The organism is Rhizobium sp. O111, from assembly GCF_055616315.1.
Genome location: NZ_JBSHXL010000001.1, coordinates 3,754,094 through 3,769,665 on the forward strand (window position 1 = coordinate 3,754,094; position 15,572 = coordinate 3,769,665).

At 63.7% G+C, this 15,572-nt stretch carries 17 protein-coding genes; 16 read left to right on the forward strand and 1 reads right to left on the reverse strand.

Annotation, left to right across the window (positions count from 1 at the left end):
• Positions 1-50: 50 nt before the first annotated feature.
• The 7 genes from phnG (at position 51) to ACVTFQ_RS18760 (ending at position 5,552) form a co-directional block, all read left to right on the forward strand.
• Positions 51-536 carry a phosphonate C-P lyase system protein PhnG gene (gene phnG, locus ACVTFQ_RS18730; RefSeq protein WP_111563129.1) on the forward strand — a complete coding sequence of 162 codons (486 nt, stop codon included), beginning with the start codon at positions 51-53 and terminating at the stop codon, positions 534-536.
• Entirely contained in the window at positions 536-1,159 is a 624-nt protein-coding gene (gene phnH, locus ACVTFQ_RS18735) for a phosphonate C-P lyase system protein PhnH (protein ID WP_111563130.1), read from the forward strand. The genes phnG and phnH overlap by 1 nt, the downstream gene beginning before the upstream one ends.
• Positions 1,160-1,162: 3 nt before the next feature.
• Positions 1,163-2,272, forward strand: a complete 1,110-nt coding sequence (locus ACVTFQ_RS18740; RefSeq protein ID WP_111563131.1) for a carbon-phosphorus lyase complex subunit — start codon at positions 1,163-1,165, stop codon at positions 2,270-2,272.
• A complete protein-coding gene (locus tag ACVTFQ_RS18745) occupies positions 2,269-3,150 on the forward strand; it encodes an alpha-D-ribose 1-methylphosphonate 5-phosphate C-P-lyase PhnJ (protein WP_018899231.1) in 882 nt (293 codons plus the stop codon). The genes ACVTFQ_RS18740 and ACVTFQ_RS18745 overlap by 4 nt, the downstream gene beginning before the upstream one ends.
• Before the next feature lie 235 nt (positions 3,151-3,385).
• Positions 3,386-4,162 carry a phosphonate C-P lyase system protein PhnK gene (gene phnK, locus ACVTFQ_RS18750; RefSeq protein ID WP_111563133.1) on the forward strand — a complete coding sequence of 259 codons (777 nt, stop codon included), beginning with the start codon at positions 3,386-3,388 and terminating at the stop codon, positions 4,160-4,162.
• A 65-nt stretch (positions 4,163-4,227) separates the two neighbouring features.
• On the forward strand, positions 4,228-4,938 hold the full coding sequence (gene phnL, locus ACVTFQ_RS18755; protein WP_018899233.1) for a phosphonate C-P lyase system protein PhnL: 711 nt from the start codon (positions 4,228-4,230) through the stop codon (positions 4,936-4,938).
• Positions 4,935-5,552, forward strand: coding sequence for a DapH/DapD/GlmU-related protein (locus ACVTFQ_RS18760; RefSeq protein WP_111563134.1), 618 nt, complete (start codon positions 4,935-4,937; stop codon positions 5,550-5,552). Before phnL ends, ACVTFQ_RS18760 begins: the two co-directional genes overlap by 4 nt.
• Positions 5,553-5,615: 63 nt before the next feature.
• Here ACVTFQ_RS18760 and ACVTFQ_RS18765 read toward each other — a convergent pair whose 3' ends face one another.
• Positions 5,616-6,539: a DMT family transporter gene (locus ACVTFQ_RS18765; RefSeq protein WP_470423919.1), complete on the reverse strand. Its 924-nt coding sequence runs from the start codon at positions 6,537-6,539 to the stop codon at positions 5,616-5,618.
• 259 nt (positions 6,540-6,798) lie between these two features.
• Between ACVTFQ_RS18765 and rsgA the strand changes: the two genes are divergently transcribed.
• The 9 genes from rsgA (at position 6,799) to phnN (ending at position 15,567) form a co-directional block, all read left to right on the forward strand.
• Positions 6,799-7,818 (forward strand): ribosome small subunit-dependent GTPase A, encoded by a 1,020-nt coding sequence (gene rsgA, locus ACVTFQ_RS18770; protein ID WP_111563136.1) that lies wholly within the window; start codon positions 6,799-6,801, stop codon positions 7,816-7,818.
• Positions 7,819-7,952: 134 nt separating this feature from the next.
• Positions 7,953-8,540 carry an NYN domain-containing protein gene (locus tag ACVTFQ_RS18775; protein WP_111563137.1) on the forward strand — a complete coding sequence of 196 codons (588 nt, stop codon included), beginning with the start codon at positions 7,953-7,955 and terminating at the stop codon, positions 8,538-8,540.
• A 204-nt stretch (positions 8,541-8,744) separates the two neighbouring features.
• A complete protein-coding gene (gene phnC / locus ACVTFQ_RS18780) occupies positions 8,745-9,590 on the forward strand; it encodes a phosphonate ABC transporter ATP-binding protein (protein WP_047506748.1) in 846 nt (281 codons plus the stop codon).
• An 87-nt stretch (positions 9,591-9,677) separates the two neighbouring features.
• Complete coding sequence (phnD, locus tag ACVTFQ_RS18785; RefSeq protein ID WP_047506750.1) at positions 9,678-10,589, forward strand: phosphonate ABC transporter substrate-binding protein; 912 nt, start codon at positions 9,678-9,680, stop codon at positions 10,587-10,589.
• 70 nt (positions 10,590-10,659) lie between these two features.
• A complete protein-coding gene (gene phnE, locus ACVTFQ_RS18790) occupies positions 10,660-11,640 on the forward strand; it encodes a phosphonate ABC transporter, permease protein PhnE (protein WP_047506752.1) in 981 nt (326 codons plus the stop codon).
• Positions 11,640-12,986: a phosphonate ABC transporter, permease protein PhnE gene (gene phnE, locus ACVTFQ_RS18795; RefSeq protein ID WP_111563138.1), complete on the forward strand. Its 1,347-nt coding sequence runs from the start codon at positions 11,640-11,642 to the stop codon at positions 12,984-12,986. Before phnE (ACVTFQ_RS18790) ends, phnE (ACVTFQ_RS18795) begins: the two co-directional genes overlap by 1 nt.
• Positions 12,987-13,106: 120 nt before the next feature.
• Positions 13,107-13,802, forward strand: coding sequence for a DUF1045 domain-containing protein (locus ACVTFQ_RS18800; RefSeq protein ID WP_111563139.1), 696 nt, complete (start codon positions 13,107-13,109; stop codon positions 13,800-13,802).
• 14 nt (positions 13,803-13,816) lie between these two features.
• On the forward strand, positions 13,817-14,956 hold the full coding sequence (locus tag ACVTFQ_RS18805) for an alpha-D-ribose 1-methylphosphonate 5-triphosphate diphosphatase (RefSeq protein ID WP_018899243.1): 1,140 nt from the start codon (positions 13,817-13,819) through the stop codon (positions 14,954-14,956).
• Positions 14,953-15,567, forward strand: coding sequence for a phosphonate metabolism protein/1,5-bisphosphokinase (PRPP-forming) PhnN (gene phnN, locus ACVTFQ_RS18810; protein WP_111563140.1), 615 nt, complete (start codon positions 14,953-14,955; stop codon positions 15,565-15,567). The genes ACVTFQ_RS18805 and phnN overlap by 4 nt, the downstream gene beginning before the upstream one ends.
• Positions 15,568-15,572 lie beyond the last annotated feature (5 nt).

Below are 15,572 nucleotides of genomic sequence, written 5' to 3' on the forward strand. Positions count from 1 at the left end.
GTATAGCTTGTATGGTTGTCTATATCAATAGACATTTAAAGGATGTGGCGATGACCTTAGCGGAAAAGAAGGTAGGCAAGACCGAGCTGAGTGAGGGCGACCGGGCGCGCAAGCGCACCGTCGATCTGCTGGCCCGCGCCGAGCGGCAGGAGCTGGAAGTGGCCTGGCAGGCATTGGCGGAAAAGCCGGTGGCGCAAGCCGTGCGCGGCCCCGAAACCGGCCTCGTCATGGTGCGCGGCCGCATGGGCGGCGGCGGTGCCGCCTTCAATCTCGGCGAGGTCACCGTCACCCGCGCCACCATCCGCCTCGCCTCTGGCACCATCGGTCATGCCCAGGCGCTCGGCACCGATCGCGAAAAGGCCCGCCTCTCGGCGATCTTCGACGCGCTCTGGCAGGAACCAGCCACTCGCGACGCCATCGAAACCACCCTGCTTGCGCCGATCGCGGCCCGCGTCGCCGATGCCGATAACAAGAAGGCCGACGAGACCGCGGCCACCCGCGTCGATTTCTTCACCATGGTTCGCGGAGACGACTGATGCCCCTCAAGACCGAAACGCACAATGCCGATGCCCTGTCGGGCGGCTTCGCCGAGCCGGTGTTCCACGCCCAGAGCGTCTTCAAGCTGATGATGGATGCCATGGCTCGTCCCGGCACCATCCAGACTGTGTCGCCCGATGCCGAGCCGCCGGCGCCGCTCGGCATCGCCGCCGGTGCCATCGCGCTGACGCTCTGCGATCACGACACCCCCGTCTGGCTCTCGCCTGCCTTGGCCAAGTCCGCCACGCCGCAATGGCTCGGCTTCCACACCGGCGCGCCGGTCACGCCGGAAAAGGCCGAAGCCCGCTTCGCCCTTGTCGATGAGGGAGCCACGCTCTCCTCCTTCGGCCTGTTTGCCTCCGGCACCCAGGAATATCCGGATCGTTCGACGACGCTCGTCATCGAGCTGCCCGATCTCGAAGGCGGCCGCCGCCTCGCTTTGATGGGCCCCGGCATCAAGACCGTCACCGACGTCGCGCCGCTTGGGCTGCCGGAACGCTTCCTGCATCTGTGGACGGAAAATCGCGCGCTCTTCCCGCGCGGCGTCGACATCGTGCTCACCTCCGGCAGCCGTTTCCTCTGCCTGCCGCGCACCACCAAGATCACCGCAACGGAGATGTGACCCATGTATGTTGCCGTCAAAGGTGGCGAGGCCGCCATTTCGAATGCCCACCGCCTGCTCGCCGATCGCCGCCGTGGTGATCGCGCGCTCCCCGCCATCGGCATCGAGCAGATCGTCGCGCAGCTGACGCTCGCCGTCGACCGCGTCATGGCCGAAGCCTCGCTTTACGACCGCACGCTGGCGGCACTCGCCGTGCGCCAGTCGCGCGGTGACATGATCGAGGCGATCTTCCTGCTGCGCGCCTACCGCACGACATTGCCGCGCTTCGGCTATTCGCAGCCGATCGACACGGCTCAAATGAAGATCGAGCGCCGCGTCTCCGCCACCTACAAGGACCTGCCCGGCGGCCAGCTGCTCGGCCCGACCTTCGACTATACGCATCGCCTGCTCGACCCCTCGCTGCTTACGGATGGCGCCGTCGAGGAGCCGGTGCTGCGCGAGGCCGAAACCGGCCGCGTCATGCGCGTCTCCGAGATTCTCGCCCATGAAGGCCTGATCGAGGGCGATGGCGAAATGCCGGAGGATCACGAGATCGGCGATCTCACCCGCGAGCCGATGGAATTCCCGATGAGCCGCGATCTGCGCCTGCAGGCGCTTGCCCGTGGCGACGAGGGTTTCCTTTTGGCGCTCGGCTATTCCACGCAGCGCGGCTACGGCCGCAACCACCCCTTCACCGGCGAAATCCGCATCGGCGAGGTCGAGGTGGAGTTCGATGTGCCCGAGCTCGGCTTCGCCGTTTCGCTGGGGTCCATCCAGGTTACCGAATGCCAGATGGTCAACCAGTTCAAGGGCTCGTCCAAGGCGCCGCCGCAGTTCACCCGTGGTTACGGCCTGGTCTTCGGCCAGAGCGAGCGCAAGGCCATGTCCATGTCGCTGGTCGATCGTGCTCTGCGGGCAGGCGAGCTCGGCGAGGACATCACCGCGCCCGCGCAGGACGAGGAATTCGTCATCTCGCATGCCGATAACGTCCAGTCGACCGGCTTCGTCGAGCATCTGAAGCTGCCGCACTACGTCGATTTCCAGGCCGAGCTCGATCTCGTCCGCCGCATGCGCAATGACTTCGACGCCGCCCGCAACGGTGGCGATGACGATCTCAAGGAGGCAGCCGAATGAGCGATCTCGCCACATACAACTTCGCCTATCTCGACGAACAGACCAAGCGGATGATCCGCCGCGCCATCCTGAAGGCGATCGCCATCCCCGGCTATCAGGTTCCCTTCGCCTCGCGCGAAATGCCGATGCCCTACGGCTGGGGCACCGGCGGCGTGCAGGTCACGGCCTCGATCATCGGCCCCGATGATGTGCTGAAGGTCATCGACCAGGGCGCCGACGACACCACCAACGCCGTCTCCATCCGCGCCTTCTTCCAGAAGGTCGCCAATGTCGCGGTCACCACCCACACCAAGGATGCCACCATCATCCAGACCCGCCACCGCATCCCGGAAGAAAAGCTCGGGGCTGGCCAGGTGCTGGTCTACCAGGTGCCGATCCCCGAGCCGCTGCGCTTCCTCGAACCGCGCGAGACCGAGACCCGCAAGATGCACGCGCTTGAGGAGTATGGCCTCATGCACGTCAAGCTCTACGAGGACATCGCCCATAACGGCCGCATCTCCAAGACCTACGCCTATCCGGTCAAGGTCGCTGGCCGCTACGTCATGGATCCGTCGCCGACGCCGAAATTCGACAATCCGAAAATGCACATGTCGGACGCGCTTCAGCTCTTCGGCGCCGGCCGCGAAAAACGCATCTACGCCGTCCCGCCCTATACCGAAGTCGTCAGCCTCGATTTCGAGGACCACCCCTTCGAGATCCAGCGCTTCGGCAAGCCCTGCGCGCTCTGCGGCGCCGAGGACGTCTATCTTGACGAGGTGATCCTGGACGACAAGGGCGGCCGCATGTTCGTCTGCTCCGATACCGATCATTGCGAGGACCGCCGCGAGCACGGCCATGTCGGCGAGATGCTGGCGCAGGGTCGGGAGGCGGCGGAATGAGGGCGCTTCAAGTTCGGCGTTCTGCCGGGGATACCCCCCTCTGCCCTGCCGGGCATCTCCCCCACAAGGGGGGAGATTGGCTGGGCGCAACCGCTCGTTCCACATTCATTGGCTGGCGTAAACATCGCAACGAGTCGATCTCCCCACCTGTGGGGGAGATGTCCGGCAGGACAGAGGGGGGTAACCCGCCCTCGACATTCCATGTCCTCACACACACATCCGCGGAGGCATAGCCATGACCGACACCCCCCTTCTCAAAGTCAACGACGTCTCGAAGTTCTACGGCAACCGCATCGGCTGCAAGAACGTCTCCTTCGAGCTCTGGCCCGGCGAAGTGCTGGCGATCGTCGGTGAATCCGGCTCAGGCAAGACCACGTTGCTCAACGGCATCTCCACCCGCCTGATGCCGACGACAGGCAGCGTCGAGTATCACATGCGCGATGGCCAATACCGCGATCTCTACCACATGAGCGAGGCCGAGCGCCGCTTCCTGATGCGCACCGACTGGGGCTTCGTGCATCAGAATCCGGCTGACGGTCTGCGCATGACGGTGTCGGCCGGCGCCAATGTCGGCGAGCGGCTGATGGCGATCGGCGATCGGCACTATGGCAATATCCGCGCCACCGCGGTCGATTGGCTGAGCCGCGTCGAGATCGACGAGAGCCGCATCGACGACCAGCCGCGCGCGTTTTCCGGCGGCATGCGCCAGCGCCTGCAGATCGCCCGCAACCTCGTCACCGGCCCGCGCCTCGTCTTCATGGACGAGCCGACCGGCGGCCTCGACGTCTCCGTCCAGGCCCGCCTGCTCGATCTCGTTCGCGGCCTCGTCAACGATCTCGGCCTCGCCGCCATCATCGTCACCCACGATCTCGCTGTCGCCCGCCTGCTGTCGCACCGGATGATGGTGATGAAGGACGGCCACGTCATCGAGCATGGCCTGACCGACCGGGTGCTCGACGATCCCCGCGAGCCCTACACCCAGCTCCTCGTCTCCTCGATCCTGCAGGTATAGTTGAGAGCGCGATCCGTAAGCCGGCTAAGCTCACGGATTGTCGCCAGAAACCAGGGAAGTCAATCATGGCAACGCCACTCGTTGTTTCGGAAGTCTCCAAGAGCTTCACCATGCATCTGCGCGACGGCATCAAGCTGCCCGTCGTTTCGGATGTCTCCTTCTCCGTCGCCTCCGGCGAATGCGTCGTGCTCGGCGGCCCCTCGGGTATCGGCAAGAGCTCGCTGTTGAAGATGATCTATGGCAACTACGCGGTCGATAGCGGCCAGATCCTCGTCAAGCACCAGGATCGCATCGTCGATCTCGCCACCACCGATCCGCGCACCATCATCGAGGTGCGGCGCCAGACGCTGGGTTACGTCAGCCAGTTCCTGCGCACCGTGCCGCGCGTCGCGGCAATCGATGTCGTCGCCGAGCCGCTGGTCGCTCGTGGCACGAAGGCGGATGTCGCCCGTGAAAAGGCGGCCGAACTGCTTGCCAAGCTCAACCTGCCGGAAGCGCTCTGGCAGTTGCCCCCCGCCACCTTCTCCGGCGGCGAGCAGCAGCGCGTCAACATCGCCCGCGGCTTCATCACCGATCACACCATACTGCTGCTCGACGAGCCGACCGCTTCGCTCGACGCCAAGAACCGCGCCGTCGTCGTCGAAATGATCGCCGAGAAGAAACAGAAGGGCGTCGGCCTGCTCGGCATCTTCCACGACGAGGAAGTGCGCGAGGCGGTCGCCGACCGCATTCTCGACGTGCAGAAATTCTCGCCACGGAGGCCGATCGCAGCATGAGCCGCAAGATTGGCCTCGAGCCCTATATCCACGAGACCGCCTCGGTGAACAATTCGACGCTCGGCCGCTACACCGAGCTGTCGGAGCGCTGCCGCATCGATGAGGTCGAGCTCGGCGATTACTCCTACGTCATGCAGGACGGCGCCATCTGGTGCGCGACAATAGGCAAGTTCGTCAACATCGCCGCCTCCGTCCGCATCAACGCCACCAATCATCCGACCTGGCGCGCCACGCTGCACCACTTCACCTACCGCGCCGCGGATTACTGGCCGGATGCGGACATGGAGACGGAGTTCTTCGAATGGCGCCGCTCCAACCGCGTCACGATCGGCCATGACGTCTGGATCGGCCACGGCGCCACGCTCCTGCCCGGCGTCAACGTCGGCAACGGCGCCGTCATCGGCGCCGGCGCGGTGGTCTCCAAGGATGTCGCACCCTACACCATCGTCGGCGGCGTGCCCGCCAAGCTAATCCGCGAGCGCTTCCCGAAAGAGATCGGCGAGCGCATGGACAAGCTTGCCTGGTGGGATTGGGAGCACGACCGGCTGCGCGTGGCGCTCGCCGATTTCCGCGCGCTCAACGCCGAGGATTTCCTGGCGCGATACGAGGCCTAAACCACCTATCCAGGTGCACCAAACCTCTCCGGCGCGGATGGATCGCCATTCGCGCCGGGGGCCTTAGCTGAGGCTGATCAGCGCCGTGCCGGCGATGGCAAGTGCGGCCCCACCCCAGGCATGCGCACGCGGCATCTGCCCGCTGCGCAGCCACACCATCGGCAGGATGACAACGGGCGTCATCGAAGACAGCGTCGAAACGATCCCGACATTGCCGGTCTTCAACGCCGCCATCAGAAGCGACATCCCGAGCGCCGTACCGAAGAAGGCGGCGGTGGCCGCAAGGCCGAAATCCCGCGCCCGGAAGCCGTTCGCCTGCGCCCGCACCCGGGGCAGCGCCAAAAGCGCCCAGAAGCAGATCACCGCCAGCCCCGAACGCACCGCCATCGCCGTGAACGGCTCGACACCAGCAGCCATCGCCGGCCGCGCCGTCAGGCTCCCCAGCGCCTGCCCAAGCGCGGTGACGACCCCAAGCGTTATCCCGAGCATGGACACCGTTGGTGTTGACGGCGCTTGCTCTGCAATCGGCTCACCATCGGCAAGCGGGATCATCGGCGCCGGCCGACGCCGGCGAAAGCCGATGGCAATGACGATGCCGCATAAAATGAGCAAGACCCCGAACCCCTGACGCAGATCGATCGTCTCGCCCAGCGCGACATAGCCGAGCACCAGCGCGAATGGCGAGGCCAGCGAAAACAAAAGCGCCGTCACGCGCGGCCCGGCCGTATAGATCGCCGCGAAATAGGTGGTGCTGGCAATCACGATCCCGAACACGCTGGAGGCTAAGAGCGACCCGAGCTGCCAAGCCCCAAGCGTCGCCCACCCGCCGGCGATGGTCGCCGCAAGCGCCGTCATCACAAAAGCCGCGGTCAGCTGCCAGCGCGCCAGCTGCATCAACGGCACCCGCCCGTTGAGCTCGTTGATGAACATCGAGCTGAGCGCGATGCAGGTGGCCGAACCAATGGCGAAGGCTTCCGAGACGAACATGGAGATTTCCTTGAGGGGCAACGCAGCTTTCGGGAAAGTCGCGCGGGAAATCAAGATGCGATGAGGCGCGAATAGCACCAATCTCTGCCGGTGACTTGGCGCTCCGATAGCATCAGGGATCGGCTGTCGTTTTCCGCCCGGATGTCTCTCATGGTGCAAACCCCGTATCTTCCCGCCGAAGCTTCCGCTAATGTCCGCGCCACAACACGTCTCATCTGGAGCTAACCTTGACCCATACGCCGCAGTCCCCGGTGAACCTTTGACGACCGATCACGAAGCGACATTCCTGGCCTCGCTCGGCTGGTCCGAATTCTTTTCCGATCAGCTGACGGATGACGATCATGGTCTGATCCCCCGCCGGATCGCCGAAGTGCACCGCAGCCGCCTGAGCGTCACATCGCTGGACGGCCTGATCCGGCTCAAGGTCTCGCATCAGCTGAATACGTCCGAATTCGCCGTCGGCGATTGGGTGATGGTCGATCCCGAGGACGACAGCCTGGTGCGCCGGCTGGAGCGCCGCACGCTGCTGCAGCGCCGCGTCGAGGGGCGCCAGGGGCAGCAGCTCGGCGCCGCCAATGTCGACACGCTTTTGATCGTCACCTCCTGCAACGCCGATTTCAACGTTGCCCGCCTCGAGCGCTACATGGCGCTCGCCAACCAGGCGGAGACGACGCCGGTCATCGTGCTGACCAAGGCCGACCTCGCCCCTGATGTGGCGGAGTACGAAGCGCAGGCGAAAGCCCTGCAGCGCGATCTCGCGGTGGTCGTGCTCAATGCCAAAAGCGACGATGCGGCTTCGGCGCTTGGTCCATGGAGCGGCTTCGGCCAGACGCTGGCGCTGATCGGCTCGTCCGGCGTCGGCAAGTCGACGCTGGTCAATGCGCTGGCGAGGCTGAGCGGCGAGGGCTCGCAGGCAACCGGCGGCATCCGCGAACGCGACGCCAAGGGCCGCCACACCACGACGGCCCGCTCGCTGCACGCCATGGCCGGCGGCGGCTGGGTCATCGACACGCCGGGCATGCGCACGCTCCACGTCAGCGACGTTCAGGAGGGCATTGAGCAGGTCTTCTCCGAGATCACCGAACTTGCCGAACACTGCCGCTTCCGCGATTGCACCCACGACCACGAACCCGGCTGCGCCGTCCAGGCCGCCGTCAAATCAGGCACGCTGGCGCCGGAGCGGCTGGCCCGCTGGCGGGTGCTGCGCGACGAGAACGACAAGAACACCCCGAAGATGACCGGGCCCAAGGGCAACAAGGTGTTGCAGAAGCGGCGGTGAGGGGGCGAGGCGGTTTGTAGACGATTTCGGTTGACTAATGGCGTCGCTGTAGCATTATCGCTGTATATCCGTACGCCCGTAGGCGGGCACGTATCTTGAGACCCCCAAGGCGACGAGCCGAGGGGGTCTTTTATTTGAAGAACGTTGCGGTGTTGATCGATGGCGGACATGTTCGCGTTTTGGCGCGAAATGCCGGAATGAACTACAATCCCGATTATATTGAGAAGATTGCCAAGGCTTGCGTCGAGCCGGATGAAGACGCTTTCCGCTTTTTCTATTACGATTGTGCGCCGTACAGTGGAACGGTCAAACTGCCGGTGTCAGCGGAACCTAAGACCTTCGCAGGCTCGGATGCCTGGCTACGGGAGCTTGCGGCGAAAGATCTCTTTGCTGTCAGGCTGGGCGTGTTGAAATTCCGTGGCTTCAAGCCGAAAAAGATCCTGCCGGCTGGTCAGGCAGTAACGGATAATGATTTCAAGGCGGATTTCGAACAGAAAGGCGTCGATATGCGTATCGGCCTGGATATCGCCACCTTTTGCGCATCGAAGGCTGTCGATAGGCTGGTACTCGTGACCGGCGATACCGACTGCATACCGGCGATGAAATACGCGCGTATCGCAGGGTTGCAGATTGTTCTTGTTGGGTTTCCCAACCGGGCCGCATCCAACGAAATGCTTTGCCATGCCGATATTGAACGACGAGTAGCATGGCCGGCTCAATAGTGCGGTGATCGAATAACTACTCCTGCTTCGAGAGATCGCACTCGCCTCATCCCGCATCTGTCACAGAATTGTGACCCCACTGTCACGTTTCAATCCACCACAGCCCCGTTTGTGACAGCACTTACACAAAACTGACATTGGAGCTTCATGGACCGGGCCTAATGCACTCCCTCATATCGCGTTTGGGCTATGAGGAAGAGCATGATGTTCGAGCTGAAGAATGTCACCCGTCAATTCGGCAAGAAGATCGCCGTCGATAGTGTGACGCTTGACATCCCTCAGGGCCAGATGGTCGGCATTATCGGCCGTTCGGGCGCCGGCAAATCCACGCTTCTGCGCATGATCAACCGCCTGCAGGAGCCGAGCTCCGGCTCGATCCATTTCAACGGCACCGAGGTGTCGGGCCTGCGCGGCAAGTCGCTGCGCAATTGGCAGCGCGATTGCGCCATGATCTTCCAGCAGTTCAATCTCGTGCCGCGCCTCGACGTGATGACCAATGTCATCCTCGGCCGTCTCAACCATCGCTCCACCGTGCTCAGCCTGCTTGGCGTCTTCACCCGCGAAGAGCGCGTGCAGGCGATCGCGGCGCTTGAGCGTTTGGGTATCGAGCAGACGGCGCTGCAGATGGCCGGCACGCTGTCGGGCGGCCAGCAGCAGCGCGTGGCGATCGCCCGCGCCCTCATGCAGGCGCCGAAGATGCTGCTTGCCGACGAGCCGATCGCCTCGCTTGACCCGTTGAACGCCAAGATCGTCATGGACGCGCTGCGCGACATCAACGAGCGCGAAGGGATCACCGTCATCACCAACCTGCACACGCTCGACACCGCGCGCAGCTATTGCGAGCGCATTGTCGGCATGGCCGGCGGCCGCGTCGTCTTTGACGGCAAGCCGTCCGAACTGACGGCCGATGCCGTCAACGAAATCTACGGCACCGACAAGAACGGCGCCGGCATCGACGAGACCATGACGTCCACCAGCCTGGATAACATCAAGGGCAAGCAGCAGGACGCCGTATCGCGCGTGATGGCCGCCTCCGCCGTCATGCGCTGACAAGTTTCCGGCCGGGGGACAAAGCCGGAAAAATACCGATCCCCAGTACTTCAAAGTCACTGAAAAACGTCACCAAAGGAGACTACCATGTCTGCGTTCCGCAAGATCCTGATGGCAACGATCGCCATCGCCACCGTTGCAGGCCAGGCCTACGCTCAGGACGTCAAGGTCCTGCGTATCGGCCTCGACGGCGGTGAAAACGAAGCCGACCAGGTTCGCCGCACCGAGTGCGTCAAGCCGGGCCTCGTTGCCGCTACCGGCGTTTCGGAAGTCCAGATCTTCCCGTCGCCGAACTATAACGGCGTCATCCAGGGCCTGCTGGGCGGCACCATCGACCTCGCTGTCATGGGCGCTTCCTCCTACGCCTCGATCTACCTCAAGGATCCGAACGCCGTTACGCCGGTTCTGACCACCAAGCAGGAAGACGGCTCGACCGGCTACTACTCGATCATGGTCGCCCGCAAGGATTCGGGCATCAAGACGCTCGCCGACGCCAAGGGCAAGAAGCTCGGCTTCGCCGATCCGGATTCGACCTCGGGCTACCTCGTCCCGAACGTCTCGCTGCCGAAGGATGTCGGCATGCCGGTCAAGCAGTATTTCTCCGAAACCGGCTTCGGCGGCGGCCATGAGAACCTCGTTCTCGGCGTTCTCGACAAGAAGTTCGACGTCGGCACCACCTTCGGCTCCGCCACCGGCGATTGGGCCCAGGGCTACACCTCTGGCAACCTGCACATCATGGTCACCAAGGGCCTGCTCGACATGGACGATATCGTCCAGGTCTGGAAGTCCCCGCTGATCCCGAACGGTCCGCTGATGGTTTCCAACAAGCTGCCGTCTGACATCCAGAAGAAGGTTACCGCCTACTTCGCCGAACTGCCGAAGACCGACAAGGGCTGCTTCGACAGCTTCACCGGCGGTGGTTACGTCGATTGGTCGCCGGTCGACCAGTCCTTCTACCAGACGATCATCGACGCTCGTAAGTCGGTTATCGGCGGTTGATCCGAACCTCTGAATAAACTCGCGGCGGCATCATCATGGTGCCGCCGTTCGTTCAACAAGGATGCTCAACATGGCGCACGTGGCCGAAACCGACCACATGGGCGGACTGCAGCAAGGCTCCCGCACAATTCTCGATCACTACCAGCAACAGGTCCGGACACGGCGTATCTACACCGTGATCTCGATCGTTGTGTTCCTGATCGTCCTCGGTGCCTCGCTCGATTTCGCCAACAGCGCCAATTCGGGCAAGTTCTTCGAACGTCTGCCCTACCTGTTCGATTTCATGAAGCATTTCGTGCCGGACAGCCCGCTCGAAATCTTCCGTGCCATGTTCGACCTGCCGTCGCCCTATGCCGATGGCTCGATCAAGTATGATTACGTCAGCGACCGCGTCTACATCACCGACAGCTTCTACATCCCGAATTTCTTCTACCAGCTGGCGATCACCATCAACGTCGCCATCGTCTCCACCATCCTCGGCGCATCTGGCGCTTTCGTGCTCTGCTTCTTCGCCTCGACCAATCTGGTCGGCGCCGGCGCCACCCGCTGGGTCGTGCGCCGCATCATGGAAATCCTGCGCGCCTTCCCGGAGATCGTCATCGCCGGACTGCTCGCCGCCATCCTGTCGATCGGCCCGATCTCGGCCATCATCGCGGTGTCGATCCACACCATCGGCGCGCTTGGCAAGCTGTTCTTCGAAGTGGTCGAGAATGCCGACATGAAGCCGGACGAGGGCCTGCGCGCATCCGGCGCCAGCTGGCTCGAGCGCGTCCGCTTCGCCATCCTGCCGCAGGTCATGCCGAATTTCGTCTCCTACACGCTGCTGCGCCTTGAGATCAACGTGCGCGCCTCCACCATCATCGGCGCCGTTGGCGGCGGCGGTATCGGTGAGGTCTTCAGCCTGGCGATCGGCCGCGACCACGCCGCCAAGACCTATGCCATCATCATCCTGCTTCTGATCACCGTTGTCTGCGTCGATCAGTTTTCCGCCTGGCTCCGCCGCCGCATGATCGGCAAGCAGTCATTCGAATTCGGCCGAGGAGCAGCCTGATGTCGTCGCTCACAGTCAACGCCGCCGATCGCCAGCGCCTGCTGGAGGCTCATCCCGAAGTCTTCCACCGCAGCTTCATGCAGCGCTGGGGCCTCGCCCTGATCGCCGGCCTCGTCATCATCTACCTCGCGCTCGCATTCAATTTCTTCAAGGTCATCCCGACCTTCGTCAACGGCAATTGGGACCGCGCCTCGATCTATGTCCAGGACTGGTATTCCTGGCGCGCCCAGCCGCGCCTGCGCTTCGTCGATGGCAAGGTCGTGCCGCAGTGGACGAGCCGCGGCCAGTATCCGAAGGATGCCGTCATCGCATGGATGTTGCCGACCGCAGCCGGCGGCTACACCGTCACCTACGGCAGCGACGCCGACCGCATGGAAGTGACGCCTGAACGTGTCGACGTCTATCTCGGCGGCAAGCTCTATCCTGTCGAGATCACCAAGGATCGCGCCATCCTGCCGCCGGGCGCGCCCGCCGTCATGAAGCAGGACGACAGCAAGGTCACCGTCTCCTTCGGCTTCGAGGGCCAGGCGGAAATCCGCTCGACGCAGGTCTATGTGCAGCGCCGCTTCCTCGGCTGGGCCAATTTCTTCTTCGACACGCAGTCGCCTTTCTGGGGCAAGAGCCTCATCGATGTCGCCGGCCTCATGCTGTCGGGTGATCGCATCGATCCCGCGCAGTCCAACGCCTCGCTGGTGCTCGACAATTTCCTCAACAATGCCAGCTGGCAGCACGGTGATATCCTGTCGAAGCTGATGCAGACGCTGGTCATGGCCTTCGTCGGCACGCTGCTCGGCTCGCTCTTCGCCTTCCCGCTGGCCTTCATCGCCGCGCGCAACATCACGCTCAACCGCTCGGCCAACTGGGCGACGAAGCGCCTCTTCGATTTCCTGCGCTCCATCGACATGCTGATCTGGGCGCTGTTCTTCACCCGCGCCTTCGGCCCCGGGCCGATCCCCGGCATCGCCGCCATCTTCTTCACCGACACCGGCGCGCTGGGCAAGGTCTATGCCGAGGCGCTGGAGAATGTGGATGACAAGCAGCGCGAGGGCGTCAAGTCGGTGGGCGCATCCCCCGTCGTCGTCCAGCGCTTCGGCGTGGTGCCGCAGGTGCTGCCGATCTTCATCTCGCAGTCGCTCTATTTCTGGGAATCCAACACCCGCTCGGCCACCGTCATCGGCGCCGTCGGCGCAGGTGGTATCGGTCTGAAACTCTTGGAATCGATGAAGACCAATTCCGATTGGGACAAGGTCGCCTACATGGTGCTCCTCATCCTCATCGTCGTCTTCGTCTTCGACAATATCTCCAATGCGCTGCGTTCGCGGGTGATGGGCAAAAAGACCCATTGATGGCTCTTGATCATCATCATTCTGTCACGGAAATCTTTTAGCCGGAAGCAAGCTTGCGGCGGGCGGTCAAATCACGGCAGACTGCCTCCCGCATCCACATAGATTTCCGGGATACTGGCCTTGCGATACGCACTCTATTTCACGCCGCCGAAGGGTGATCCTTTGAACGTGGCGGCAGCCCATTGGCTCGGCCGCGATGCCTTCACCGGCGAAACTTATCCGGCTCCCGATTATCCTGATCTGCCGGCTGCCGAGCAGTTCGAGCTTACCGCCGATCCGCGCCGCTACGCCTTCCACGCCACCATCAAGGCGCCGTTTCATCTGGCCTCCTCGGTCACCGAGACGGACCTCATCCAGGCCGTCGAGGATTTCGCCGCGCGCACGTCCGCCTTTGAGATCCCCGAGCTCGTGCTCGGCCAGCTCGGCCGGTTCTTCGCGCTCGTGCCCGGCTCCCTGCATCCGCCGCTTCAGCAATTCGCGGCCTCCGTGGTAAAGTCGTTCGAACCCTTCCGCGCGGCACTGTCCGAAGCCGATATCGCCCGGCGCAATCCGGACAAGCTCAGCGAAAGCCAGAGGGCCAATCTGTTGCGCTGGGGCTATCCTTACGTGATGGATGACTTCGGTTTCCACATGACGCTCTCAGGCCAGGTGCCGGAAGCGCGCGCCGAGGTGATGAAGACCATTCTCGCCGAGCGCTTCGCCGCCTTCACCGGCCGGCCGCTTTTGATTTCGGGCCTTGCCGTTTTCGTCGAAGAGACGCGCGGCGCGCCGTTTACCGCCCATTCCTGGTGGCCGCTTGCCGCCGCCAAACCTTGAAAGATCTGACGCCCATGACCAAAGAAACCGTCTTCTCCAACGCCCGCATCGTCCTTGAGGATGAAATCGTCGAAGGATCGGTCCTCGTTCGCGACGGCAAGATCGAGGATATCGCAAGCGGCAGCTCCCGCCTCGGCGAGGATTTCGAGGGCGATTACCTGATCCCCGGTCTGGTCGAGTTGCACACCGACCATCTGGAAGGCCACTATTCGCCGCGTCCCGGCCTGCGCTGGAACAAGACGGCGGCGATCCAGGCGCATGATGCCCAGATCGTCACCTCAGGCATCACCACGGTCTTCGATTGCCTGCGCATGGGCGCCGACGAAGACGGTGGCTTCGAGCATGGCGAGATGCGCGACATGGCCGATGCCATCCAGAAGGCCGAGAAAGAGGGCCGCCTGCGCGCCGAGCACCTCATCCACCTGCGCTGCGAAGTCTCCGCCGACAACGTGCTGCAGCACTTCGCCGATTTCGAAAACGATCCCTATGTCCGCCTCGTCTCGCTGATGGACCATGCGCCCGGCCAGCGCCAGTTCCAGACAATGGACCAGTACATTTTCTACTACCAGAAGAAGCGCGGCCTCACCGACGCCGAGTTCGCCAAGTTCGTCGATCGTCGCGTGTCGGAATCCGAGCGCAACTCGACGCCGCACCGCGTCGCGATCTCGAAGGTCTGCGCCGAGCGCGGCATCACGGTCGCCAGCCACGACGACGCGACGCTCGCCCATGTCGACGAGGCGATCGAAAACGGTGTCCGTCTCGCCGAATTCCCGACCAGCTTCGACGCCGCCAAGGCCTCGCATGAAAACGGCATGAGCGTTCTGATGGGCGCGCCGAATATCGTGCGCGGCAAGTCGCACTCCGGCAACATCGCTGCCCGCGATCTCGCCGAGCGCGGCGTGCTCGACGTTCTCTCCTCCGATTACGTGCCGCTCAGCCTGCTCTACGCACCCTTTCTGATCGCCGACGAAGTCGAGAGCATCTCGCTGCCGAAGGCGATCGCCATGGTCACCTCGACGCCGGCGCGCACCGTGAGCCTCAACGACCGCGGCCGCATCGCAACCGGGCTGCGCGCCGATCTCGTCCGTGTCTTCCGCGACGAAGGTGTACCGGTCAGCCGCTCCGTCTGGCGCGAAGGGCGCCGGGTCGCATGACCGCGCACGAAACCCATCCCTCGCACGAGCCCCACGTCGTTCCCGGCACCGAGCACGGCATCATGGTGGTCGTGGTCGGCCCCTCCGGCGCCGGCAAGGACACGCTGATGGCGGCCGCCGCCCGGCATTTCAGGCAGCGGCAGGACGTCCATTTCGTCCGCCGCGTCATCACCCGCGATCACGATGCCGGCGGTGAGGATCATCTCGCCGTCTCGCCCCAGGGCTTCGCCTCGATGGAGCAGGCCGGCAGCTTCTCCGTCTGGTGGGAAGCCCATGGCCTGAAATACGGCATCCCCTCGGAAGTCTCGGTGTCGCTGTCAGCTGGAAGCCTCGTCATCGCCAACGGCTCACGCTCGGCGCTGCACCATTTCCACGCCGTCTTCCCGCGCCTGAAGGTGATCAACGTCACCGCGCGCGCAGACGTGCTGGCAAGCCGGCTCGAGGCCCGCGGCCGCGAGACCCACGAGGACATCATGGCCCGCCTGGCCCGCGGCCCGCTCACCGTGCGCGGAGATTACGACGTCGTCGATCTCGACAATAGTGGGTCCTTGGAACAGGGCGAACGCCGCATGGTCGAGGTCCTCGAGAGCTTCCTGCAAGAGATCGGCTGACGACG

Bases quoted from the DNA above. Each gene is read 5' to 3' on its own strand.
- phnG (WP_111563129.1), top strand. From the start codon at position 51: ATGACCTTAGCGGAAAAGAAGGTAGGCAAGACCGAGCTGAGTGAGGGC.
- phnH (WP_111563130.1), top strand. From the start codon at position 536: ATGCCCCTCAAGACCGAAACGCACAATGCCGATGCCCTGTCGGGCGGC.
- ACVTFQ_RS18740 (WP_111563131.1), top strand. From the start codon at position 1,163: ATGTATGTTGCCGTCAAAGGTGGCGAGGCCGCCATTTCGAATGCCCAC.
- ACVTFQ_RS18745 (WP_018899231.1), top strand. From the start codon at position 2,269: ATGAGCGATCTCGCCACATACAACTTCGCCTATCTCGACGAACAGACC.
- phnK (WP_111563133.1), top strand. From the start codon at position 3,386: ATGACCGACACCCCCCTTCTCAAAGTCAACGACGTCTCGAAGTTCTAC.
- phnL (WP_018899233.1), top strand. From the start codon at position 4,228: ATGGCAACGCCACTCGTTGTTTCGGAAGTCTCCAAGAGCTTCACCATG.
- ACVTFQ_RS18760 (WP_111563134.1), top strand. From the start codon at position 4,935: ATGAGCCGCAAGATTGGCCTCGAGCCCTATATCCACGAGACCGCCTCG.
- ACVTFQ_RS18765 (WP_470423919.1), bottom strand. From the start codon at position 6,539: ATGTTCGTCTCGGAAGCCTTCGCCATTGGTTCGGCCACCTGCATCGCG.
- phnC (WP_047506748.1), top strand. From the start codon at position 8,745: ATGTTCGAGCTGAAGAATGTCACCCGTCAATTCGGCAAGAAGATCGCC.
- phnD (WP_047506750.1), top strand. From the start codon at position 9,678: ATGTCTGCGTTCCGCAAGATCCTGATGGCAACGATCGCCATCGCCACC.
- phnE (WP_047506752.1), top strand. From the start codon at position 10,660: ATGGCGCACGTGGCCGAAACCGACCACATGGGCGGACTGCAGCAAGGC.
- phnE (WP_111563138.1), top strand. From the start codon at position 11,640: ATGTCGTCGCTCACAGTCAACGCCGCCGATCGCCAGCGCCTGCTGGAG.
- ACVTFQ_RS18805 (WP_018899243.1), top strand. From the start codon at position 13,817: ATGACCAAAGAAACCGTCTTCTCCAACGCCCGCATCGTCCTTGAGGAT.
- phnN (WP_111563140.1), top strand. From the start codon at position 14,953: ATGACCGCGCACGAAACCCATCCCTCGCACGAGCCCCACGTCGTTCCC.